Here is a 23,361-nt window from a genome sequence, read left to right as displayed (position 1 = left end):
CTATCTCGACAAAATTGCAGATGCATCAACTGGATGAGCTTGCTTTTTATCCGCTTCAGGATGAGCTTGCTTATACTTTGCCCAACGTTGTTGCACTGTCAAAGGTGGCTCAACTTCAGGCGCATGCTCATCTAATAGCCATGTTGCTGCAAAGTGAGTTGGTGACAATTGGAAATAAGGTGGTTGCTTTTTCTCATCAATTGCCAAGGCGTATTTATTACGCGCGGCAAACGCATCCCCCACTGGTGGGTTCAACAAATCAGGTGGTGTTCCTGGAATAGCTTCCAAGCTTCCCTTACTTGTTTGCGTTGTTGGCATTGAGTTTAGCAAGCCCCATGTATAGGGATGTTGTGGGAAACCGTAGATTTCATCAATCGTTCCAACTTCCACAATTTGTCCAGCATACATCACGGCCACACGGTCAGCCATCCCTGCGACAACACCCAAATCGTGGGTAATAAAGATAATTGATGTTCCCAATTCACGTTGGATTTTCTTCATCAAGTCCAAAATTTGGGCTTGAATCGTCACATCCAAGGCAGTGGTTGGTTCATCAGCAATCAAAACTTCAGGATTATCAATCAACGCAATTGCAATCACGATACGTTGACGCATTCCACCTGAGAATTGGTGTGGGTAATCGTTAATATGAGCTTTCGCATTTGGAATCCCAACAAGATTCATCATATCAAGAGCCTTATCCCAGGCTTCTTTTTTACTCATACCTTGGTGCTTAATCAATGGTTCTGCAATTTGTTGTCCAATTTTCATCGTTGGATCCAATGATGTCATTGGGTCTTGGAAAATCATTGCAATTTCAGAACCACGAATTGATCGGAATTCATTTTCAGGTAAGTCAATTAATTCCTTACCCTTAAATTGAATTGATCCGCGTTCAATTTCCGCATTCTTAGCCAACAAGCCCATAATCGCACGTGTCGTAACTGACTTACCTGATCCAGACTCACCAACTAAAGCTAAGGTTTCACCTTTTTCAAGATTAAAGTAGATATCACGAATCGCTTGAACGTCTCCGTTGTCAGTGTGGAAATTGATTTTTAAATCATTTACTTCAAGGATATTTTCTGTCATTTCCCCTCTACTCCTTAATCACGTGTTCGTGGATCAAAGGCATCGCGCAATCCATCCGCCAACAAGTTAAAGGCAATCATCAAAACAGACATTACGATTGCTGGGAATACAAGTTGATATGGATAGAATTGGAAGGCCTGTTGTCCGTCATTGAGTAACGTTCCAAGTGATGCCATTGGCACTGGAATTCCGATTCCAATAAATGAAAGCAAAGCTTCAAAGAAGATTGCAGAAGGAATCGTAAACATCAATTGCACAATAATGGTTGATGAAACGTTAGGCACCAAGTGGCGGAGCCCAATCTTAATGGGTGAGGTTCCCAAACTCTTGGCAGCCGAGATAAAGTCCTGTTCTTTCAAAGACAACACGTCGGCTCTGACGAGTCGGGCCATTGACGTCCATGAAGTTAATGAAATACCCAAGGCAATTGAGAATAGACCGGGTTTCATAATCAAAATCAACAACACAAAAACAACCAAGTTTGGCACTGATGACACAATTTCGACAATTCGTTGCATCACCATGTCGACGCGGCCACCCTTCCAACCGGAAATTAGACCATATGAGACACCAAAGACCAAGTCAATTAGCGCCGCAATTAGGGCAACCTCAAGTGAGATACGTGTTCCATAAAGGACACGCTTAAAAATGTCACGTCCAAATTGATCAGTTCCAAAGATGTGGTTCTCACCCTTCTTCACATGCGCACGATCGTACGCATTGAACTTTTCACCATCAATTTTTTGTTCTCCACGGAAACCCGGAATATTACCTGGAATACGTGGTGGCAAGTTTTGTTGCATCACATTTTGCTTAGATGTGGTCGTTGTATTGGCATACGGCACAGAAAGGAAAGCCCCTAGGACAATCGCAATGATAATCCATAATGACACAAATGCTCCCTTATTCTTTTTCAAACGACGCCATGCATCTTGGGCAAAGCTCAATGATGGCTTTTCAATTGTTTCATCATTACGTTTACGGTCATTAGGCAGCAACTCGAAATCAGCTGCTGACACTTGATTTAATTCAGCCATTTTTCGTTCCTCCCTAATTTGCTAAACGAATTCGTGGATCAATCAATCCATACAAAATATCAGTAATCAATAACACTACCATCAACATCATTGAGTAAACGATGGTAGTCCCCATAATTAATGGGTAGTCATTCGTCAAAATTGATGAGACGAATTGTCCCCCAATCCCTGGAATGGCGAAAATCTTTTCGATAACAACTGATCCAGTCATTAAGTTGACGGCCATTGGCCCAATCAATGTAACCAAAGGGATCAGTGAGTTACGCAATGTGTGACGCCATACAATGTCATTACTTGAAAGTCCCTTGGCACGGGCTAATTCAATATAATCTGATCCCATAACGTCAACCATTTCAGTTCGAATGAAACGAGCGGCAGTTGCCATTGGTTGCATGCCTAAGGCAATTGTTGGCAAGATTGTAAACTTGAAACCTTCCCAACCAGCAATCGGCAACCAGTTTAACTTCAAACCAATATAGTATTGCAAAAGTGCTGCGAATACGAATGATGGAATTGAAACACCCAACACAGCTAAGATAGACAAAAATGTGTCTGTCTTTGTGTTACGGTGAACAGCGGCAGCGGCACCAAGACCAATTCCAGCGACAATCCCAAACACTAGGGCTTGAATTCCTAATTGTGCTGAAGGGCCGATGCGTTGTGCAATCAAGGTTGAAACGGGTTGATCTTGGAATTGGAATGAGTTTCCAAAGTTAAATTGGAGTGCATTCGTGAGGTAATTCCAATATTGTACAATCAGTGGTTTATCTAACCCATATTGTGATTCAATTACTTGACGTTGTGTATCAGACAAACGCGCTGCGTTTGCCAAGGGTGACCCAGGCATTAACTTCATTAAGAAGAACGTTATTGAAATAATAATGATCAACGTTAATAAGATAATGCCTAGTCGCTTTAAAACATATTTAACCATTCCCGACATATCTGACAAACCTTTCTATCCTAATTAATCAGCAACCAAAGTATTTGATTGAAGCAACGATGTATTATTCCTTGTAAGCCCACTTGAAGTCATATGGTGCTCCAGATGGATGTGTGACCATGCCCTTCACGCTTGGACGAATGAATGCAGCTTGTGAACGGTAGTAAAGTGGGACAACACCCATTTCCTTACTCATAATGTGTTCAGCCTGCTTGTAATCATTAAAGCGTGCCTTAGGGTCGTTCACATCAGGTCCATTCGCTTTATCAATCAAATCTGTGTATTCCTTGTTGTTCCATGAACCTTGGTTAAATGATGCGCCGGACTTATACAAATCTGAGAATGTTGATGGATCGGCATAATCAGCACCCCAAAGTGAAATAACCGCTTGGAATTGCTTGGTTTGTGATAATTGCAAACGTTGCTTATAAGGCACCGTCTTGATTGTAACCTTCAAGCCTTTGACACGTTGCAATTGGTCTTGCAAGTATTGTGAAGTTCGCTTGGCGGCGTCACTATCATCAACAAGCAATTGCACATTCAATGACTTCTTACCAGTTTGCTTCAATCCTTCATCAAAGAGCTTTTGGGCTTTTGGTAAGTCGTACGTTACAGCGCCCTTAACAGTCACTGACTTTGAGAAGTCTTCACCGTTATTAGGATCTTTAACCAGCTTAGTTGAAGAGAATGTTGTCGCTGGTGTTGCACTACCTGTCAAAACCTTGTCTGTCAAAATCTTACGATTAATGGCGTATGAGAAGGCTCGACGAATATTTGTGTTCTTAAATTCTGGAACTGTCTTTTCATTCAATTCCATATAAGAAGTCGTTGCTGATGGCACAGTGCCGTACGCCTTGTTGTGACTTGATGCAGTCACTTGTTGTGGTGACAACGTGGTGAAATCAATCGTATTTGACTTGTAAAGGTTATATCCAGTGTTTTGATCCGCGATGGTCTTGATGACTAATTTCTTAGTCTTCACGGCATCTTTGTCATAGTACTTAGGATTTTTTTCATAAGTTACGACATCATTTGAACCGTTCCAGTCCTTTTGAACATATGGCCCTGAAGAAAGAATGTACTTAGATTCAGTTCCATAATTGCTTCCCGCCTTTTTGACGAAAGCTTCATTTTGTGGGAAGAAAGGTGCCATTGGTAACATCGCCACCAATTGTGGTAAAGGTCGTTCCAAATCAACTTGCAAGGTCTGGTCATCAACAGCCTTAACCCCTAGTTTTGAAAGGTCCTTTACTTTACCAGCTTGAATGGCATCGGCATTCTTAATCCCTGAATACAAGTAAGCGTACTGTGATCCAGTTTTTGGATCATTGGTACGTTGCCAACCATAAACGAAGTCTTTTGCTGTCAACGGATCACCATTTGACCACTTAAGATTATGACGAAGCTTAAATGTATAATGCAAACCGTCGGCAGACTTCGTATATGATTCAGCCAATGCTGGCTGTGGATCATTTTCTTTATCTGCTCGGAAGAGCCCATCATTTGTAGCAGTCAAACCATCAAAGTCAATTGCTGCTGTTACTTTTGATGGGTCCATCGTACTTAATGGTGCTGTTTCCGTCCAATTAATGGTCTTGTACTTATCAGCACTGGCTGTCGTTTGCGACAAGACCGTCCCTGCTAATACAAAACCAGCCGCAACTACCAGCGGCTTCTTAATACCTTTATTCATAATCCTTCCCCCAACCATATCTTTATGAGAGTACTTTTCGCTATTCGTCAAATATACCGTTAACATTCGGGGTTGTCAATGAAAAAAATCTCATTTAACTATATTTTAGTGCCTTTACAATCACGTTTTGACTTCGCTAATCTCTCATTCTAATTTCAAAACATGCTCACTTAACAGTTTTATCGTGATTTCTTTTTGTCGTTCTATACTGCGATGGTCAAGAGTGAATATCTACTATTGTATAGTGTATTGCATGCTTAAAATAATAGTTTTGAATTTGTTTCATTGCTTGCGCTTATAGTTTGTTTTATAATAAAAATTAATAAATAGGAGGTATTTTATGAAAAAGGTTTTTCAGTTTGGTTATATTTTAATGGGACTCTTAATTATTGGAGTCGGCGCATCACTACTTAGTGTCGGTGGCTTAGGGGTTGACCCTTTCACTGCCTTCAATATGAGTTTGGGTGATCGTTTGCACCTTTCTCTTGGAGTTACACAATTATGCACGAACTTAATTCTATTCGTTTACGTCTTCTTAAATGATAAGACAACGATTGGTTGGGGAACCCTTATGAACATGACCCTTGTTGGTGTGTTCATTCAATATATTTCTGAATTCTTGCAACGCTTCGATCTTGGTTCAACTGGATTCTGGGGTAAGTTGATTATTCTTGTTGTTGGAATCGTCTTCTTTACGCTTGGAGCGGCTATCTACATGTCAGGTGACATGGGTGCTGCCCCATACGATTCAGTTGCTCCGGTCTTGACTAAGCAATTGCACGGACAATATAACGTTATCCGTAGCTGGCAAGATATCACTTTCGTTGTGCTAGCCTTCATTCTTGCTGGTATGCACCACGTTGGTTTGGGAACAATTGTTGCTGCCTTTGGATCAGGTTCTTTGATTGCGGTTTGGACAAAGCTTCTACCAAAGTTCCCAGCACAAAGTTTCTTCAAGAACAAGTAATTTCGAAATCCTGTATTTTCAATATTAATGTTTAAATTTAATATTGGTATGACGTGAGCAAAGCCCAGCCATTATTAAATGGTCTTGGCTTTGCTCTTTTATTTTAAAATGAGGTGAAAAAAATGATTGAACCATTCTTACTTGGTACTTATACCAAAAAAGATAGTGAAGGTATTTATCGTGTTGAACTAGATACCGAAGCCAAGAAGCTTCAAAATCTAACGCTTCTTGCTAAGGAAAGCAATCCAACCTATTTGGCTGAATCAAAAGACGGCACAATCTATGCCGTATACGATCAAGAACGCATGGGTGGTATCGCCGCCTACCGTCCTGATGGTAAGGGAACTTACAAGCTAATCAACAAGGTACTCGAAACTGGCGCTCCTGTCTGTTACGTTGCCTTTGATGAAGATCGCCAATTGATTTATGGTGCTAACTACCATAAGGGTGAACTTAACACGTATACCGTGCTTGAAGATAACGGTGTTGGCCCAGCCACATCTTTCTATCACCATGATAAGACTGGTCCCCACCCTAACCAAGATGCACCCCACATTCACTACACCAACCTAACCCCAGATGGACGTTTGATTGTATGTGACTTGGGAACTGACCAAGTTTACATCTATGATGTTGAACCAAATGGTCTCCTCTCAACCCGTTCAATTTATAAGGCACAACCAGGTACTGGTCCTCGTCACGTTGTCTTTAATCCAAACGGCAAGTATGTCTACCTTGTTGGTGAATTAGACTGTAGTGTTTCTGTCCTTGAATATAAGGACACTGGGGATTTGGTCTTCGTTGATAAGTACTACACGAAGCCAGATGATTGGCATGAATTTAATAGCGCTGCCGCTATTCGCTTTAACGAAAAGACTAATACCCTTTACGTTTCAAACCGTGGCCACGATTCAATTGCTGTCTTTAAGGTAACTGACGATGGTCGTAAGCTTGAATTAATCCAACGTATTCACACTGAAGGACACTTCCCACGTGACTTCAATATTGATCCTTCTGGTCAATTCATCGTTGTTGGTCACCAATTCTCAGACAATCTCTCATTGTTTGAGATTAGCCAAGATGATGGTACATTAACGCTTTTGGACGATACATTCTATGGTCCTGAAACAGTTTGTGTTTATTTTGAATAAATAACGAAAAAAGCTGATCTGTTTATAAACAGATCAGCTTTTTTAGTGTCTTTATATTATGAAACCATCCGACGATCAATATAACTTCCAATTTGTGAAATTGTGAAGTTCAAGATGAAGTATAGAATGGCCAACATCAAGAACATTGGGATAATTTCCATTGGCTTTTGTGCATAAATTGTTTGTGCGCGGAAAGTCACTTCTGGCAACATAATAATCGTTGCCAATGATGTATCCTTAATCAAAGAAACGAATTGTGACACAATCGGTGGAATCATCTTCTTGTACGCTTGTGGTAATAGGATATACCAAAGTGCTTGGTAGAAGTTCAACCCATTTGAGAGGGCCCCTTCTAATTGACCCTTTGGTACAGCCTTAATTCCAGAACGGACAATTTCAGCCAACATGGCTGATTCAAAAATCGTCATCGCCACAATTGTTGATACCGTCACATTGAAGTGAACACCAATCCGTGGTAATGCAAAGTAGGTGAAGAAAATAATCAACAAGAGTGGTAGGTTACGAATCATATCGATGATGAAACCAACAATTCCTGAAAGATATTTCACCTTCATATAACGAATGACCCCTAAAATAGAACCAATCACGAAACTAAAGATAATTGAAACGACAGAAACCTCAATCGTTACCCACAACCCTGTTAGAAGGAAGCGCATATTAATCCATGAGTATGCTTGTAAAAAGTCTTGCATTTATCTTCCCCCTCCTAACGGTCCGTTTTATTCTCAAGATAACGCATGTAGTAGCTCAAAGGCAACGTTAGAATGAGATAGAAAATTGCGACGATAATATATGGTCCAAACGTATCAAAGGTCAATTGTGAGATCATATTCGCTTGATACATCAAATCTAATCCAGCTACGAACGCCAAAACAGATGAGTTCTTAATCAAGTTCACAAATTGATTCCCCAATGGTGGGATAACTAAACGAATGGCTTGTGGCAATACGACATAACGCATAGCCTGCCACCAGGTTAGTCCGTTTGAACGGGCACCTTCGTATTGACCAGAATCAACTGAGTTAATTCCGGCACGAATCGTTTCAGCAATAAAGGCTGACGTGTATAGTGTCAATCCAATGGTTCCTGAAACGAACCCATTTAAGTTTAAGACCTTGGCCACCACCACATAGAAGAACATCGTAATAACCAAAAGCGGAATGTTACGAACAACTTCGATATAAATCTTTCCCACAATATTGGCAAAACGGTTCGGCACAATTTGCAACAACGCAAAGCCTAGTCCAAGAATTGTTGAACCAATCAAAGCAATCACACTCGATAAGATTGTCCAACCAAAACCAGTAAAGAACTCACCGGCGTGACTCGTAAATAGTGTCCACATTACTCAGTGACCTCCTTCCAGTGCATGCCTGGAACATTGCTGAACCATTTCTTGGCCAACTTATCATATGAACCATCAGCCTTCATTTCATCGATGGCCTTATTAATGGCCTTAGTTAACTTTGGATCATTCTTATCAACCGCGACCCCGTAAGGCTCAGTCGTAAAGGTACCACCAACAACCTTAACATTATGGTTATCAACAGCCATACCATACAAGATACTGTTATCAGTCGTTAAGGCATCCCCTTGACCAGATTCTAAGGCTGTCAAAGCCGTAGCATAATCAGGTAAGGCAACCACCTTGGCTTTTGGTGCAAATTTTTTGACGTTCTCAATTGAGTTCGATCCCTGCACACCCAAAATACGAGCACCCTTGTGATTCATGTCTTTGATTGATTTCACATCACTACTCTTTTTCACCATCAAGGCTTGTCCAGCGTTGAAGTAAGGTTCAGAGAAATCAACTACCTTTTCACGTTCAGGCGTAATGGTCATTGTTGCAATAATCGCATCGATGTTTCCATTCAAAAGCATTGGAACACGCGTTCCAGATGTAATTTGCGTTAGTTCAGGCTTTGCCTTAGGATCAATCCGCTTCGTAATGGCTTTGGCCATATCAATATCAAAACCTTCTAATTTTCCAGTCTTAATATCGGTAAGCCCCATCAACTTGGTATCACCTTTAACCCCCCAATTCATCTTATGGGTCTTTTTAATGCGGTCATACGTTTCGTTTTTTGGCGCATCAGTTGCTGCTTGAACCGGTGTCGTCGAAACGCCACCAACAAACAGACCGGTCGCTAAAACACTTAACGTAAGCCCCGCTACTTTCTTCATCTGCATGATTAGCCCTCCTTAATGCACAATTTGTGATAGGAACTGGCGGGCACGTGGTTCCGTTGGGTTCTCAAAGAAATCAGCGGTTGGTGAATCTTCAAGAATCTTTCCATCGGCCATAAAGATAACCCGATCGGCCACTTGCTTAGCAAAGCCCATTTCGTGCGTCACAACCAACATGGTCATCGATGAATCCTGCGCAATTTCACGCATAATCTTCAACACCCCATTAACCATTTCAGGGTCAAGCGCTGAAGTTGGCTCATCAAACAAAAGCGCCTTTGGCTTCATGGCCAGGGAGCGTGCAATCGCAATACGTTGTTGTTGTCCACCAGATAGTTGTGCAGGATACTTGTTCGCTTGATCAGCTAGACCTACACGGTCCAACAAGCCCATTGCAATCTTCTTATTTTCATCTTCATCACGATGCAAAACTAGACGTGGTGCCAACATAATATTTTCAAGAATTGTCTTATTTTCATATAAGTTAAAGTGTTGGAAAACCATCCCAACATCTTTACGAAGACGATTTAAATCAGTCTTTGGATCAGCTAAGTCCTGATTATTGACGATTAATTGTCCCCCTTCAATTGATTCCAAACCATTAACAGTTCGGATTAATGTCGACTTTCCTGAACCTGATGGTCCAAGCAAAACAACCGTTTCACCGGCTTCAACTTTTAAATTAATATCGTGTAAAGCATGGAAATCTCCATAATACTTTTCGACATCCTTAAACTCGATCATTGACATCGGGGTGTCCTCCTAAAAATAAACTTACTTAACTTAGAATTTGCTAAGTAATTACAAAGCAACCCGATATAACCATACTGATTATACCGGGAAACGTACTCGCATATATTGTTGTACTTCTTTCATATTAATCTCAAATACTATAATTTGTCAAACAAAAAAATCTGCCAGACGACAGATTTTCTCATTTTAAATTCATTTTTTAATCTAACTGTGCTTTAATCTTTTTTCTTGTAGGCCAATTCAACCTTTAAATCATAAGGATCTTGGATTTCAGTAAGCCCAGAGCGACCCTTTACGTGAGCCGGTCCGCCACGCAAAAGTGCCGTTGCAATATACAAATCGTACTTTTCCAACGCCGCTTCTACGGGTTGGAGTCCCACTTCTTTCACGATGCCCAAACGTTTCGCAGACATTTCATTCAAGCCACCGTAAACAGCCAAACCATCTGGTTCTTGCTCTAAACGATAGTACGGCAACGGAATCCCTTCACCATTGGCATATACCTTCGACTGCCCCTGATCCAGTAACGCTAACTGTTGCTCATCGGTCATACCCTGATAATCCGCTGGAACAAGTTGATTATCCTGTAACGCTTGTACGGTATCATTCAAAGCTGACTTTGTCGCATCATCCAACTCAACGGTGGCTGGCAAGACATCTTTATGATTATAGATACCATTTGAGGGTACAAACTGAACACTTGCCTCCGGAACATTACTCTCAATATCGGCCGCTTCGCGTTCACCTAAAACTTTCGCAATATAAGGTGAGACATCAAATTTCATCCGCTTACTTGTAAAGTAGTAGTAAAAATTGACGATTGCAAAGTACAAAATGCCTAAGAAAGCTGCGCCAAGCAAGGCACTTCGTAGATAGGCATGATTTTTAAAGTATGAGAATGCCAGATAGAGGATGTATAAGTCACCAACTAAGGCCAATACCGTATAAATACGGCCCTTCAATTTAGCATTCACATTAATGTAGCCCAAGTAGTGATTAATTAAATCTAATGTTGATAACATCGTTAATTACCCCCCTGAACAGAACTAGCTGAGGTCGCTGAGGTTTCAGATGAAGCACTACTTGATGCTGGATCAGACGACCTTTTAGCCGATGAAGCACTTTCAGTCGATGAACCTGTTGCTGACTCAGAACTGCTTGACGCAGCATTTGGCGTCGTCGAATTTGACCCGCTACTTGCTTCATCAGCAGTTGTGGAACTTGCCGTACGCGTATCATCGGTCTGATCATTCGTTGCTTTTACTTCACTAGATGATGCTTCACTAGCTTTCTTTTTTGATTCGCTGACCTTTTCACGTGACTCGCTAACCTTCTTACTTGAAGCAACTTGCGCGCGTGTTGGGCCCCCATTATGTGTATGTGTTGTCACGTTAACAACAGCATTCCCCGCACTTAATGCTAAAATAATCGACACTAATGCCACCGGGGTGACAAAAGGCGGTGTTCGATAATTCATTCTAAATCCCCCCAATACTTAATGTTTAATCATTCTGAATTGACGCCTGCACAATGGCATCAATTTTATTTTTGGTTTCGTCCCAATCATCATTTTCAACAATATGGGCTTGTGCTTTTAGATTTTCTGGAATTTGTGTATCACGCACATATTCTTCACTTGCTAATCGCTCGTGAATTTTTTGAACATCATCGCCACGCTTCACTAAACGTTGATAGAGATCATGTTCTTTTGAAACGGTTAGATAGATCACAACGACTTCATCAGCAGGGAGTTCCTCAAGATAAGTCGCAGCCCCCTGGGTATCTAACACAATCGTGATTAATGGATTTTTCTCAAACGCGCGTTCCAAGCCTTCTTTGGAAGACCCATATTGATTGCCATCATACGTTACCTGTTCTAAGTAGTGATTCTTTTCAAATGAATCGTGTGATTCAAAATAATAATCAACCTGATCCATTTCGCCGGGACGTGGTTGACGTGTTGTATGTGTCACCACTTTAGGCATCTCATAGAATTCATTTAAGTATTTCGTCACGGACGTTTTACCGGTTCCGGTATTTCCTGTAACGACAAAGACTTTACGTTTCAAGATAATTTCTCCTCAATCTCACTGACCAAACTTTTAGCCAATTGGTAAATGCATCAAATGTTTGACACCCAAAGCCAACAGTACGACCAAAATCAATTTAATCACGAGTGGCATAAGAAAGGCTAAAAATCCAGTCGATAATGCCACCGACATTGATAGATGTGCGGATAGACCTAACCAAACCGTTCCTAAGGCCAGTTGGAGCACTGCCGCAACTGTATTACTGATGATTAACATGGTTGTCGTTTGATAGCGCATCATAAGCGGGCTAATCACGAGTGGGAAAACAAGCATTGCCAATAAATAACCCCCAGTTGGCGCAACAAAACTTGCTAATCCACCATGAAAACCAGCAAAAACGGGTAGCCCCATCAACCCGATGGCAAGATAGCCCCCTACTGAGAGCAGTGCAATCCGGGTTGTCGTAATGCTTGCAATTAGCGGAACAATTAATGTTTGCATACTAATTGGGACCATGCCCATTGGAATTGAAAATGGTGCAATGATACTGATAATGGCGGCAAACATTGCCGCTAATGTAAGTTCTCGAACCTTCATGTTAGTTTCTCCGTTACCTTAAATTGACTTTGGTGATTTCACCAGCGTTATAAGCGTGCTTTCCTTGTTCATTGGCTAAAACGAGCTGACCTTGATCATCGATATCAACGACTTTTCCGGTGATTGCATCATGTCCACTTTGTAATGTGACGACCTGATGTAGAATCATACAATGCTCTAAATACTGCTGACGTAATTGTTTAAACTCTAATTGGATTGCCGCCAAGCAAGCCTGGCTTAAGGCCACAATCAGCCGCTCTCGATCAACTGGCGCCGTGGTTAAGGCCCCCATTTTTGTTTGGAGGGCGGCGGGAATTTCCTTTGCTTGCAGATTAATGCCAATGCCTAATACCACGTAGCCGGGTTGGGCGTGCGTCGGTGCTTGTACCGTTTCCACTAAAATCCCCGCAACTTTACGTTGATTCAAATAGAGATCATTGACCCATTTGATTTCTAATGTAATGCCGAGTTCACTTTGAATCACTTTTTGAATGGCCACCACACTATTTAATGTTAACGATTCAGGATGTTGCCATTGCTTTTCCGTTACCTGGGTCATCAACGTCATATAAACACCGACATCTGCTGGTGAATAAAACTGGCGGTCTTGTCGACCATACCCTGCTGTTTGCTGGTTTGCAACGACTAATCCAGGTACCAATTGCCGTGGATTTGTCGCTTGCTTGATTTGGTCTTTGGCAACTGTATTCGTTGATGAAATGCGATCGAATACAGTGACATTGCAACCAGGCAAAGCTTGCTTAATTTTATCTGCATTTAATTTCAAAATTGTGCCCCCTCAGGCGCTTACTTTCCGCGTAAAAATTGAATGAACGGATTCCAAATGTTTGAGACAAACCAGTTCGATGCATTATGTGCATCTGCTTCATTCTTAAAATCACTGGCACCCGCCATCTTATTATTGGTGGTCTTTTCTAATTTATCAGCCAAAGCGCTCGTCCGTGACACAATTGGTTTCGCATCGGAAATTGGGGCTTGATTGTATTGTTGCAACGCCATTGACAGCTGATTCATTTGATCATCTGAAACTTCATTGCGAATATTGCGTTGTTCCAAATTAACCGTTAATTGATTATAAACCACGTTAATATCAATGGTATCACCCGTTTGACGTCGCTTTGCCAACTCTCCCGCAGTCATCGTAATCGCGGAAGTTAGTTTTCCAATGTAACGATCATTCATATTGTTAGGTGCAATCCCATTGATTGTTGCCTCCATCACACGATTAGCCGCAGTCGTATTGGTTGGATCTAACGGGGTCCCATCTTCATCTAGTGCTTGGTATACACCGACCAAGGCATCCGTTCCCATTACTCGCTTGTCCGAGGTGAACGTCATAATTAAATCTTTGGCGCCCCCTAAGGTTGCTGCCATAGCATATTCTTGCGCAAAAACATGCGTAATATTTTTATCGCCTTCAAACTTTTCAATGTTAACTAGGTTACCTGTCTTATTTTTGGCAGGCGCAATCGAAACAGAAGGGACCATATCAGATTGCTTTAATTGGTTTAAACCAAGATACTTACCATCGCTGGCTTGGGTCACCAATTTTTGATAATTATCATTAATGCCTAGTGTCTGAGCGACTTGTGTTTTTTGAACAGCACCAGCACCATAAACCACATAGGGCTTCGTTAATGACTTTTCTTGGATGACGCCCTGATTTTGGTCAGCTTGAACGCGTGATCCAATCAGTAAAACGCCAAACATGAGGGCACCCATGGTCAAACTTAATTTGGCAAACTTTTTGTATACTTTCATGGTTACTCCTTTATTTTGGAATCGTTAATGTTTATTTTTATTCACAGTTAATGTTTTTACTTACAGTATATTTTAGCATTATTTAAACGGCCTGCGACTTAGAACCGCAATCCTAACTAAAATTATAACATTAACCGTTGTCTGTGATGTTCTTACAAATCATTGAAAATAAAAATCGGTCTGAGCAATTTTCCAGGCATTCCCGAAAGTCACTCAGACCAATTCATTTAAAAGTTGTTTAGTTGTTTAGTTGTTTAGTTGTTTGCCAATTCGTACATTGCATTAGCAAAAATTGCCATTGCACGTGTCAAATCAGCCACTGGGAAGAATTCATCAGCTTGGTGCATTGTATCAGGAACCCCTTCAAACATGGCACCAAAGGCAACTCCACGCTTCAACAAGCGACCGAATGTTCCACCACCGATAACACGTTCTCCCGCAGGCAAACCAGTGTGATCACGGTAAACATCAAGCAATGTTGAAACAAGTGGGTCATCTCCAGGTACATAGTGCGGTACCATCGCATGACCTTCATTGGCAGCTGTTGCATCGAAGTTAGTTGGAATAGCTGCACTAATCTTAGCTTCAATGTCATCGGCTGTAATGTTCTGTGGGTAACGGATGTTAATGTCTACAAAGCCATCTTCACCGTCAGCAAAACGTTGGATACCAACGTTCATTGATAGATCACCCATCAAATCATCATGTGTTGCGATACCAACCTTAGTTCCAGTTGTATCATCATGCAACGTGCCACCCAAGAAGTCTAAGAATCCTTGTGCGTTACCACCGAAATCAGCATCCTTCAAGAAGTTTGCCAAGTAAGTTCCAGCATTTTCACCAGTTTCAGGTGAAGCACCGTGAACTTGGTGACCAAAGAACGTAAAGTCAACGCGGTTGTCGTTGACTTCAGCTTCACCCTTAACTCGTGATTCTTGTGCAAGATACTTATCCATTTGGGCAACCAGAGCTTCTGGATCAGCAGTTTCAACAACAGCCTTCGCCACACCAGGCACCATATTTGGACGTTCTCCCGCAGAGAATGAAATCAAGCGTGTTGATCCTTCGTTATTACCAGCAAAACGAACGACTGTAGAACCATTTCCCTTTTCACCGTTAATAATTGGGAATTCGGCATCTGGTGAGAATCCCATCGTTGGTTCGCCATAAGCTTCAAAGAAGTCATCCATACCAGTCCAGTCAGATTCTTCATCAATTCCAACAATGAAGACCAACTTACGTTTCAGAGGCACACCCATATCCTTAAGCATCTTAAGGGCATAGTAACCAGCAAATGAAGGACCCTTATCGTCGGAAGATCCGCGTCCGTAAAGACGTCCATCTTCGATAACTGGTGTCCATGGATCCTTTGTCCAACCATCTCCGGCAGGCATAACATCCAAGTGACCAATAATAGCAACTGATTCTTCAGCATCTTCAGGTCCCAATTCGGCATAAGCGACCAAATTGTGATAATTACCAGTACGGAAACCATCACGTTCAGCGATTTCCAAGAATTTTTCCAATGCAGCCTTAGGTCCAGGACCAAGTGGGGCATCTTCAGTTGCAGCCCCATCATCGCGGACAGACTTAATCATCATCATATCTTCTAAATCAGCTAACAAATCATTTTCGTACGTCAATGACTTTGCTAACCATTCTGTTGCTTTAACCATTGTTAGTGATCCTCCAATTATTTTATTACTTGCCTACCATTATACGCTATTTTTTAAATTCGCGCTGACGCTAACTCACGAATAATCAAGATTCGATTGGTACCGGCCCATGAAGTTCGCCATTCCATCGGCAAGGAGCGACGGACGAACAACATAGTTGTAGCCAGCCATTTGTTCAGCTAAGGCAGAATGCGCATATACCGCAGCTTGTACCGTATGGGAAATATTGGACTTGAATTGTCCGACAAATGCCGCCACAATTCCGGCCAAAACATCACCCATCCCACCAATTGATTGATATGGCCCACCAATCATAATTTGTTGTTGCCCTTCATTATTGTAAACCATGGTATGGTGTTGCTTAAGTACGAGCACGTCTACGTTCAACATTGAGCGTTGCACATCATTTAATTCAATTTCATCTTGATAATTCAATTGGATATTACTTAACCGAGCCCATTCCATTTGATGCGGCGTAATGACCGTATACGTATCACGTGGAAAACTCAAATGTTCATTGGCGACAATGGTTAAGGCTGAACCATCCGCGACCAACACTTGCTTGGTGTTAACTTGCTTCAATACCCGCTTAACCAAAGAAACAGCGTAATCAGTTAAGCCCATGCCTGACCCCATCAATACAACATCACTCTTATCAATTTGGTCCATCAGAACATCTAAATCAGTCCAATCCACAAACATTGCTTCCGGAACGCGACTGTGCACAGCGGTTCGGTTCACGGCATCTGACGCAACCGTCACTAACCCTGCCCCTGAGGAAACTGCAGCCTGCGCGGCCATGGTGATGGCCCCTCCGTATTGTTTGTCACCACCGATTAAAAGAACGCGACCAAAATCGCCCTTATAACTATCAGCTGGTCGTTTAACAATGACCTCATTTAAAATATCTTCAGTAATTTGTTTGACCATGGTGTTATCTCCAAATTCTCTATTCTATATAATTTTATTATAACATTTTAATTGGTCTAAAATGAGATTGCTTTCTAAATCAAAAAGCGTGATGCCCCTTAAGACATCACGCTTTTTTAATTCAATGACATGCGATATTCTTGCAAAAGGCCCTCACGAACACCAGAAGCTGAGAAAATAACTTCCTTCGCCCCTGTCTCATGGATTAATGTCACCAATGGCAATAATCCACTGACAATAATATCAGCTCGATTCGATTCCGTCCCTAGGGCTGCTTCACGTTCGGCACGTGTGGCATGCACCAATTCAGTGAACGTTTCTAAGACTTCAAGCGTTGACATCCGATACCCGTGGAAGTCTTTTTTCACATCAAAACCTTTGCGCATCTGGTTTAACCGTGCCAATGAACGGTTCGCCCCACCCAATAAAATAATAGGCAGTGCATCCATACTATCGGCTTCGGCAATCCAGGGTAAACGCTCATATTGATCTGTCACATAGTCGGTCGCTGTCGCTAGATTTTGATCACTAATTACCGGCTCATTAAGATGGAATTTCTCCGCTAAGTTAACGGCACCAAATGGCAAACTAATGAAATTAGCCGCCATGCGTTCTTCAATGCCTACGAGTTCAACGCTTGCGCCACCGGTATCAAGCAACCACGCGTTATCAACATCTAAAGCACACATCGCGCCCAGGTAATCATAATAGGCTTCTTGATCACCTGTTAAGACACGGACATCAATGCCCGTCACATCATACACGCGTTGTAAAAAGTCATCTTGATTCGTTGCTTCCCGAACAGCGGCAGTGGCAATCCCCTCTAATTCAATATCAGGATACCGTTCGTATTCCTGTTTAAAAATATTCAAGGCCTCTGTGACGCGGTTCATTGCCGCTTCTGTCAAGGCACCACCGTTTTGATCCATTCCCTGTGCTAAGCGCGTATCTAATTTGCGCCGCTTAATTTCAGTAAATTGACCATCTTCATTCAATTCCTCAATCACTAACCGTGTTGAGTTAGATCCTAAATCAATGACCGCTAAGTAACTCATCTTCTACCCCTTTTTAGCCCCAGTAATTAATGCCCATGGCATCACGCACTTCATGCATGGTTTGATCTGCCTTCACGCGTGCTTGTTCTGATCCTTCAGCAAGCATTTGCAAAACTGCTGGACGATCTTGCGCAAACATTTCACGTCGATCACGGATTGGCGCTAATTCGGCGTTCAACACTTCAAATAGATACTTTTTAATCTTCATATCACCCAAACCACCAGCACGATATTGATCCTTCAATGTTTCAACTTGGGCCTTATCTGGATCAAAGACATCAAGGTACGTAAAGACCATGTTGCCTTCAACGTGACCAGGGTCAGCAACTTGAATGTGTTCTGGGTCGGTATACATTGAGCGAACACGATTCCACAAAGTCTCTTCGTCGTCACTCAAGTAGATGCAGTTATCCAAAGACTTTGACATCTTGGCATTACCATCTAAACCAGGCAAACGACCTTGTCCCTTAGGTGGGAAGACACCTTCTGGTTCAACTAAGATGTCTGCACCATATGCATTGTTAAATGAGCGCACGATTTCGCGCGTTTGCTCCAACATAGGTTCTTGATCATCCCCCACTGGGACCACTTGACCCTTAAACATCGCGATATCAGCCGCTTGTGAAACGGGGTAGTTAAAGAACCCGGCCGGGATACTTTCACCAAATCCCTTTTGTTGAATTTCCGCCTTAACAGTTGGGTTACGTTGCAAACGAGCCACTGAAACCAAATTCATGAAGTACTCAGTTAATTCAGATAGTTCTGGAACAGCTGTTTGCACAAAAATCGTTGATTTCTTAGGATCTAGACCGACTGCCAAATAATCCAACGCAACTTCAAGCAATGAGTTTTGAATCTTTTGCGGATCACGTGCATTATCAGTGAAAGCTTGCTTATCGGCAATCATGATGTATGGATCATATTTACCGGAATTTTGCATCTCAACCCGCGTCTTCAATGAACCCACATAGTGTCCAATGTGTAATTTACCGGTTGGTCGATCACCAGTGATTAATACTTTTTTCTCTGCCATTATCTTATCCCTTATGCTTTATTTTCTAATACGAATTTGTTATGTCTTACCCATTGTAAAATGATTTTGTAAGGATAACAACCACCGGCGTCGCTTATTCCATAAAAGTTAGCGTATCAGCAACTTCTGTAATTAACTGCGTCACAGGCCCAACACTAATCAAAGCTAAATCATGCATCGCCCGTGACGCTAATGTGTACAATAAACCGGTTGATGTTTCGTCAGGATAATTTTCCTGTGATACATCGTATCCGATAACGGCATCAAATTCCAATCCCTTTGCCAAATAAATTGGTAATACCAAAACATTGGCAGTCCACGTACGATCAGCAGCATCTAACAACTGATGTGGCAGTTCTTGTTGGTCTAACAACGCACTTACCGCTTCGGCTTGATCTTGCGTCTTAGTCAAAATAGCAACGGTTTGTTGTGTTTCAAGCAAGCGCTTGAGCGTGTCGGCTAATGTATCTGCAGCCTTTTCCACCGTTGTTTGCGCTAACGTTGGCTTTTCACCTGGACGTTGGAACGTTTGAATGCTATCCCCATCAGGTAAGAGCGCCTTAGCAAAGTTCATGATTTGTTGCGTTGACCGATATGATTTATTTAATTTAATCAAACGACGGTGCTTCACTTGAAAGGCATCGGCATAAGCCTGCATTAACGCTTCAGGGGTTTGCACAGCTCTAAAGAGGGCTTGCTCAGCATCCCCGAGTAAGGTGAATTTTGCATTCGGAAAGGCATGTTTCAAGTAGAGCATTTGAATCATAGCATAGTCTTGCATTTCATCAACGAAAACATATTGCATAAATTGATTGGTTCCACTGCCCGTCATTAAATCGCGCAAAAAGAGGAGTGGTACGGCATCTTCATAATCAATCTGATGTTGTTCGATTTGATTTTCGAAGCGCTGTTGTTTCGTGAGCCACCATTTTCCCGCAATTCCGCCAAATTCAATTTGAGCCAGATAGGCTAAGAAATCAGAGAATTGACGGTACACATCAATGAACTGTGTATTATACAAAGCGTCATCCAGTGGTTGTAAGGTCTGTGATAAATAGGCTCCGGCAACCTGGTCTAAGGTGGCATCCAAGTCGACATCTGCCTCACTAAAGGCTTCAACATCATCATCTTCATTCAATAATTGATGATACTGGCCATCATCTAATTGGTTGAGTGCGTCTAACACCCAGTCAGCTTGGCGGAGTTCAACCATTTGATTTTGCAACAGTTCCATAAAGTGCATTTTGGTTTGCAGCATCCGGTCCATAACTGAATAGGCTGCTGGTAATTGGGCAAAATAATCCGCAAATTCAGTTTGCGTGAACCATTTGTCTCCATTAAAATAAACATCCGAAAATTGCACTTGGTCAGGGGCCAACTGTGCCAAATAGGCTTGTAGTGCATCTTTGAGATCCGCGCTTTCCATAGCTGCTTGCAATTGTTGTCGGATTGCCTGCGGCTGGTGCTGATCCTGTTCATACTGATTAAAGAGGGTCTGCACCGTTAGACCTTGCAGTCGTGCACTCAAGAACTCACTCATCGTGACTTGGCGCATGTTCCGCTCACCTAGCGATGGCAAAACATCTGCAATATAACTTGAAAAGAGACGGTTAGGTGAAAATAGGACAATTTGATCAGAATTCAGATTTTCTCGAGCATGGAACAACAAAAAGGCAATCCGTTGCAAAATCGCCGACGTCTTTCCTGACCCGGCCACGCCTTGGACCACCATCAAATCACTCGTTGTATCCCGAATGATTTGGTTTTGCTCCTGCTGAATAGTTGCAACAATGTTGTGCATCGTTTGGTCATTTTGTTGACCCAACGCATACTGCAACATTTCATCACCAATCGTCACATCAGTATCAAACATATTAATAATGTCGCGCCCTTCAATTGTATATTGGCGCTTTTTGGTTAATTCAGCCTTTTGGTCACCCATCGGCGTTGGATACGTCACTGGACCCAGTGACCCGTTATAGTACACCCCACTAATTGGCGCCCGCCAGTCATTAATCAAAAAATCATTATCACTATCTTGCAAAGAAGCTAAGCCAATATATAACGTTTCCGGATCACCATCCTCAATAATATCGACCCGACCAAAATACGGACTTGCTTCCAACGTATGCAACGTCGTCACAATTTTTTCCATAATTTGTTCTGTTTCGGTTACCCGCGCCACGATGTTACGTTGCTGTTGAATTTCCGCATTGGTTTCCATGGTATCGTCTTCTTCAATGGTATTAATTGAGGTATTGGCACCATAGTTCGATTCAACCGCAAAGGTTTCCGCATGCGCTTGTTCATAATCAGCTTGCGCAATCACAAGTTGCGTTTCAATCTCATCCACAACTCGGTTCAAGCGATCTGATTCAATTTGCCACTCTTTTTCTTCCATTACTAACCTCACTTTTTAAGACGAAAAGGCATTGGATAGTTTACCCAATGCCTTTTTTTCTACGCTAACCCCAAACTAATTTGTAAAGCACGATCAAGTTCTTCGACAACGTCACTTGGGATTTCACCAATTTTGTCTTGTAACCGTCGTTTATCAATCGTACGGACTTGTTCACCTAAAATGACAGAATCTCGGCTAATGCCGGTATTTGCAATTGCCGCTGGTAAGCCCACATGGGTTGGTAATTTTGGTTTATCAATTTGTGCCGTAATCGGTACCATAATCACCGTCGGTGCATGATGGTTTCCGACATCGTTTTGAACAATCACGACGGGGCGTTGCCCGCCTTGCTCAGACCCGACTACTGGTGATAGCTCTGCAAAAAAGATATCACCTCGTTTAATCTCAACTTGCTTTCCCATTTCGACTCCTAATCAACAATTTGGCGTGGCAAACGTGGTGCCATACTGGTTGCAATTTCGTATGGAATGGTCTGGGCTTGTTGGGCTAAGTCATCCAACGTAATTTCCTGATCACCGGCTCGACCAAGTAATGTTACCACCGTTCCCACTGGCAATGCTTCAGGCAAACGTACCATGCATTGATCCATGGCAATGCGCCCCACAATCTCAATCCGACGTCCATCTGGAAGTAACGCGGTCATCCCTTGCATTGACCGTGGATAGCCATCTGCATAACCAATCGGTAGCGTCCCAATCCATTCGTCAGTTGTCGTTGTATAGGTCGCCCCATAAGAAATACTGTTGCCAGCAGGGACCTGTTTGACGTGCACCAATTCTGCCTTGAGTTGCATTACCGGGTGTAGGTCACGCTGTGGCAAAGATCCTTGTGAAGAATCAAAACCATACATACCTGCTCCCACGCGAATCATATCATGGCTAGGTAGCTTATGCCATAACGAGGTTCCCGAATTTGCCAGATGACGCAACGTGGTTTCAGGAATCGCTTGGTCATCAACCAATTCATGCCATTTGGCTAACTGTTGGTCGAAGTATGTCGTATTTGTTGTATCGGCAGTTGAAAAATGCGTCCAAATCGAATCAAAAATGAGATTGCTATTGGCATTAATTAATTGAATCACTTCCGTTAATTCTTGACGATCCCGAATACCAATGCGACCCATACCAGAATCAACTGGTACTGAAACATGCAATTGTGCGCCACGTGGTAGCAACCGCAAGGCTTCTTTTAACCACGCAACACTGCTGACTGGAACCGTCAATTGGCTATCTGCTAATTCAGCGACATATTGGACCGGCGTAATGCCCAGCACCATTACAGGTTCCGTTACACCAAATTGACGTAACCATAACCCTTCATCCATAGCGGCAACGGCGAATTGATCGACATGTGCCGCTTGCATCATGGGCACTACTTGTTCCAAACCATGACCGTACGCGTTGGCCTTCACAACCGCACAAAAACGCTTTGTTCCAGTTAAATCACGAATGTAGTCAATATTATGTTTTAGGGCTTGTCCTGAAATTTCAAGCCAGGCTGGTCGATGATAAGCGACCGGTAAAGCAGTTTGTGTATCTGACATTTTTTGCTCCAATATAACTAAACTATGTACTAAATCACCAGTGTGTGAAATTGAAATATGTACGGATAATTGATCGAGTTGTGGGGCTTTGGTGATAACTGGCTCGCCATGTTCTCCCACCAAAACTTCAATATCTTGGAACCCAACCCCTTGGCTGATTCCAGTGCCAAGCGCCTTGCTATAAGCCTCTTTGACCGAAAAACGTCCGGCTAAGAAAGCCACTTGCCGTTTCCCGCGCCGTTGATGATAAATTTCGCGTTCGCGCTCAGTCAAAATGGCGTCGATCGTGCGTGGCGTGCGGTCTGCCATTTTAGCGACGGCACTAATTGTTTGAATATCTGTCCCCGTACCAATAATCATACAACTTCCCCCTTATTTTTTACTATTATACGCTATTTTAGGGTCAGACCACTAGCCTTTACCCGACAAAAAAAGAAGTAGTGCATTAG

At 42.4% G+C, this 23,361-nt stretch carries 23 protein-coding genes; 2 read left to right on the top strand and 21 right to left on the bottom strand.

The genetic code is table 11. The features are described from left to right. The 4 genes from D3P96_RS04195 to D3P96_RS04180 form a co-directional block, all read right to left on the bottom strand. The gene (locus tag D3P96_RS04195; protein WP_124943132.1) at nt 1-1,092 is read right to left on the bottom strand and encodes an ABC transporter ATP-binding protein; all 1,092 of its coding nucleotides are present in this window, start codon (nt 1,090-1,092) and stop codon (nt 1-3) included. Between the two features lie 14 nt (nt 1,093-1,106). After that, complete coding sequence (locus D3P96_RS04190; protein ID WP_124943131.1) at nt 1,107-2,129, bottom strand: ABC transporter permease; 1,023 nt, start codon at nt 2,127-2,129, stop codon at nt 1,107-1,109. 13 nt (nt 2,130-2,142) lie between these two features. Further along, nucleotides 2,143-3,063, bottom strand: coding sequence for an ABC transporter permease (locus D3P96_RS04185; protein WP_124943177.1), 921 nt, complete (start codon nt 3,061-3,063; stop codon nt 2,143-2,145). A gap of 73 nt (nt 3,064-3,136) precedes the next feature. Further along, nucleotides 3,137-4,765, bottom strand: coding sequence for a peptide ABC transporter substrate-binding protein (locus tag D3P96_RS04180; protein WP_124943130.1), 1,629 nt, complete (start codon nt 4,763-4,765; stop codon nt 3,137-3,139). Nucleotides 4,766-5,105: 340 nt separating this feature from the next. Between D3P96_RS04180 and D3P96_RS04175 the strand changes: the two genes are divergently transcribed. Together D3P96_RS04175 and D3P96_RS04170 are read left to right on the top strand one after the other, a co-directional pair. Beyond that, entirely contained in the window at nt 5,106-5,732 is a 627-nt protein-coding gene (locus D3P96_RS04175) for a YczE/YyaS/YitT family protein (RefSeq protein WP_124943129.1), read from the top strand. Nucleotides 5,733-5,854: 122 nt separating this feature from the next. Next, nucleotides 5,855-6,883 carry a lactonase family protein gene (locus tag D3P96_RS04170; protein ID WP_124943128.1) on the top strand — a complete coding sequence of 343 codons (1,029 nt, stop codon included), beginning with the start codon at nt 5,855-5,857 and terminating at the stop codon, nt 6,881-6,883. Between the two features lie 56 nt (nt 6,884-6,939). On the opposite strand, the gene D3P96_RS04165 is transcribed toward D3P96_RS04170, so the two are convergent. The 17 genes from D3P96_RS04165 to alr form a co-directional block, all read right to left on the bottom strand. Next, nucleotides 6,940-7,596, bottom strand: a complete 657-nt coding sequence (locus D3P96_RS04165) for an amino acid ABC transporter permease (protein WP_124943127.1) — start codon at nt 7,594-7,596, stop codon at nt 6,940-6,942. Nucleotides 7,597-7,610: 14 nt separating this feature from the next. Then, complete coding sequence (locus tag D3P96_RS04160) at nt 7,611-8,249, bottom strand: amino acid ABC transporter permease (RefSeq protein ID WP_124943126.1); 639 nt, start codon at nt 8,247-8,249, stop codon at nt 7,611-7,613. Then, nucleotides 8,249-9,088: a transporter substrate-binding domain-containing protein gene (locus tag D3P96_RS04155; protein WP_124943176.1), complete on the bottom strand. Its 840-nt coding sequence runs from the start codon at nt 9,086-9,088 to the stop codon at nt 8,249-8,251. The genes D3P96_RS04160 and D3P96_RS04155 overlap by 1 nt, the downstream gene beginning before the upstream one ends. 18 nt (nt 9,089-9,106) lie before the next feature. Continuing rightward, the gene (locus D3P96_RS04150; RefSeq protein WP_124943125.1) at nt 9,107-9,841 is read right to left on the bottom strand and encodes an amino acid ABC transporter ATP-binding protein; all 735 of its coding nucleotides are present in this window, start codon (nt 9,839-9,841) and stop codon (nt 9,107-9,109) included. Nucleotides 9,842-10,059: 218 nt separating this feature from the next. After that, a complete protein-coding gene (locus D3P96_RS04145) occupies nt 10,060-10,866 on the bottom strand; it encodes a DUF6681 family protein (RefSeq protein ID WP_124943124.1) in 807 nt (268 codons plus the stop codon). Between the two features lie 2 nt (nt 10,867-10,868). Continuing rightward, a complete protein-coding gene (locus D3P96_RS04140) occupies nt 10,869-11,321 on the bottom strand; it encodes a hypothetical protein (RefSeq protein ID WP_124943123.1) in 453 nt (150 codons plus the stop codon). Nucleotides 11,322-11,346: 25 nt separating this feature from the next. Beyond that, nucleotides 11,347-11,916 (bottom strand): guanylate kinase, encoded by a 570-nt coding sequence (locus D3P96_RS04135; RefSeq protein ID WP_185696089.1) that lies wholly within the window; start codon nt 11,914-11,916, stop codon nt 11,347-11,349. Nucleotides 11,917-11,946: 30 nt separating this feature from the next. Then, entirely contained in the window at nt 11,947-12,471 is a 525-nt protein-coding gene (locus tag D3P96_RS04130) for a biotin transporter BioY (protein WP_124943121.1), read from the bottom strand. A gap of 13 nt (nt 12,472-12,484) precedes the next feature. Further along, nucleotides 12,485-13,258, bottom strand: coding sequence for a biotin--[acetyl-CoA-carboxylase] ligase (locus D3P96_RS04125; RefSeq protein ID WP_185696085.1), 774 nt, complete (start codon nt 13,256-13,258; stop codon nt 12,485-12,487). 20 nt (nt 13,259-13,278) lie between these two features. After that, nucleotides 13,279-14,253, bottom strand: a complete 975-nt coding sequence (locus D3P96_RS04120; RefSeq protein WP_124943119.1) for a DUF1002 domain-containing protein — start codon at nt 14,251-14,253, stop codon at nt 13,279-13,281. A gap of 254 nt (nt 14,254-14,507) precedes the next feature. Next, nucleotides 14,508-15,929 carry a dipeptidase PepV gene (pepV, locus tag D3P96_RS04115; RefSeq protein ID WP_124943118.1) on the bottom strand — a complete coding sequence of 474 codons (1,422 nt, stop codon included), beginning with the start codon at nt 15,927-15,929 and terminating at the stop codon, nt 14,508-14,510. Nucleotides 15,930-16,004: 75 nt separating this feature from the next. Then, entirely contained in the window at nt 16,005-16,859 is an 855-nt protein-coding gene (locus D3P96_RS04110) for an NAD(P)H-hydrate dehydratase (protein ID WP_124943117.1), read from the bottom strand. A 116-nt stretch (nt 16,860-16,975) separates the two neighbouring features. Next, nucleotides 16,976-17,914, bottom strand: coding sequence for an exopolyphosphatase (locus tag D3P96_RS04105; protein WP_124943116.1), 939 nt, complete (start codon nt 17,912-17,914; stop codon nt 16,976-16,978). A 13-nt stretch (nt 17,915-17,927) separates the two neighbouring features. Beyond that, nucleotides 17,928-18,947, bottom strand: coding sequence for a tryptophan--tRNA ligase (gene trpS, locus D3P96_RS04100; RefSeq protein WP_124943115.1), 1,020 nt, complete (start codon nt 18,945-18,947; stop codon nt 17,928-17,930). A gap of 94 nt (nt 18,948-19,041) precedes the next feature. Continuing rightward, nucleotides 19,042-21,348 (bottom strand): RNA polymerase recycling motor HelD, encoded by a 2,307-nt coding sequence (helD, locus tag D3P96_RS04095; RefSeq protein WP_124943114.1) that lies wholly within the window; start codon nt 21,346-21,348, stop codon nt 19,042-19,044. A gap of 59 nt (nt 21,349-21,407) precedes the next feature. Beyond that, on the bottom strand, nt 21,408-21,770 hold the full coding sequence (locus D3P96_RS04090) for a type II toxin-antitoxin system PemK/MazF family toxin (RefSeq protein ID WP_124943113.1): 363 nt from the start codon (nt 21,768-21,770) through the stop codon (nt 21,408-21,410). An 8-nt stretch (nt 21,771-21,778) separates the two neighbouring features. Next, nucleotides 21,779-23,272, bottom strand: coding sequence for an alanine racemase (gene alr / locus D3P96_RS04085; RefSeq protein WP_124943112.1), 1,494 nt, complete (start codon nt 23,270-23,272; stop codon nt 21,779-21,781). Between the last annotated feature and the right edge of the window lie 89 nt (nt 23,273-23,361).

Origin of the sequence: Weissella viridescens, from assembly GCF_003862435.1 — a bacterium.
Classification (GTDB): domain Bacteria; phylum Bacillota; class Bacilli; order Lactobacillales; family Lactobacillaceae; genus Weissella; species Weissella viridescens_A.
Note: the sequence above shows the minus strand (reverse complement) of the source record. Positions and strands in the feature narration are given on the sequence as shown.

Excerpts from the sequence above, each read along its gene's own strand:
- D3P96_RS04160 (WP_124943126.1), bottom strand. The coding sequence starts at position 8,249 with ATGTGGACACTATTTACGAGTCACGCCGGTGAGTTCTTTACTGGTTTT.
- alr (WP_124943112.1), bottom strand. The coding sequence starts at position 23,272 with ATGATTATTGGTACGGGGACAGATATTCAAACAATTAGTGCCGTCGCT.
- D3P96_RS04150 (WP_124943125.1), bottom strand. The coding sequence starts at position 9,841 with ATGTCAATGATCGAGTTTAAGGATGTCGAAAAGTATTATGGAGATTTC.
- D3P96_RS04175 (WP_124943129.1), top strand. The coding sequence starts at position 5,106 with ATGAAAAAGGTTTTTCAGTTTGGTTATATTTTAATGGGACTCTTAATT.
- D3P96_RS04195 (WP_124943132.1), bottom strand. The coding sequence starts at position 1,092 with ATGACAGAAAATATCCTTGAAGTAAATGATTTAAAAATCAATTTCCAC.
- D3P96_RS04185 (WP_124943177.1), bottom strand. The coding sequence starts at position 3,063 with ATGGTTAAATATGTTTTAAAGCGACTAGGCATTATCTTATTAACGTTG.
- D3P96_RS04120 (WP_124943119.1), bottom strand. The coding sequence starts at position 14,253 with ATGAAAGTATACAAAAAGTTTGCCAAATTAAGTTTGACCATGGGTGCC.
- D3P96_RS04130 (WP_124943121.1), bottom strand. The coding sequence starts at position 12,471 with ATGAAGGTTCGAGAACTTACATTAGCGGCAATGTTTGCCGCCATTATC.
- D3P96_RS04190 (WP_124943131.1), bottom strand. The coding sequence starts at position 2,129 with ATGGCTGAATTAAATCAAGTGTCAGCAGCTGATTTCGAGTTGCTGCCT.
- D3P96_RS04165 (WP_124943127.1), bottom strand. The coding sequence starts at position 7,596 with ATGCAAGACTTTTTACAAGCATACTCATGGATTAATATGCGCTTCCTT.
- trpS (WP_124943115.1), bottom strand. The coding sequence starts at position 18,947 with ATGGCAGAGAAAAAAGTATTAATCACTGGTGATCGACCAACCGGTAAA.
- D3P96_RS04140 (WP_124943123.1), bottom strand. The coding sequence starts at position 11,321 with ATGAATTATCGAACACCGCCTTTTGTCACCCCGGTGGCATTAGTGTCG.
- D3P96_RS04170 (WP_124943128.1), top strand. The coding sequence starts at position 5,855 with ATGATTGAACCATTCTTACTTGGTACTTATACCAAAAAAGATAGTGAA.
- D3P96_RS04090 (WP_124943113.1), bottom strand. The coding sequence starts at position 21,770 with ATGGGAAAGCAAGTTGAGATTAAACGAGGTGATATCTTTTTTGCAGAG.
- D3P96_RS04105 (WP_124943116.1), bottom strand. The coding sequence starts at position 17,914 with ATGAGTTACTTAGCGGTCATTGATTTAGGATCTAACTCAACACGGTTA.
- D3P96_RS04110 (WP_124943117.1), bottom strand. The coding sequence starts at position 16,859 with ATGGTCAAACAAATTACTGAAGATATTTTAAATGAGGTCATTGTTAAA.
- D3P96_RS04145 (WP_124943124.1), bottom strand. The coding sequence starts at position 10,866 with ATGTTATCAACATTAGATTTAATTAATCACTACTTGGGCTACATTAAT.
- D3P96_RS04180 (WP_124943130.1), bottom strand. The coding sequence starts at position 4,765 with ATGAATAAAGGTATTAAGAAGCCGCTGGTAGTTGCGGCTGGTTTTGTA.
- pepV (WP_124943118.1), bottom strand. The coding sequence starts at position 15,929 with ATGGTTAAAGCAACAGAATGGTTAGCAAAGTCATTGACGTACGAAAAT.
- helD (WP_124943114.1), bottom strand. The coding sequence starts at position 21,348 with ATGGAAGAAAAAGAGTGGCAAATTGAATCAGATCGCTTGAACCGAGTT.
- D3P96_RS04155 (WP_124943176.1), bottom strand. The coding sequence starts at position 9,088 with ATGAAGAAAGTAGCGGGGCTTACGTTAAGTGTTTTAGCGACCGGTCTG.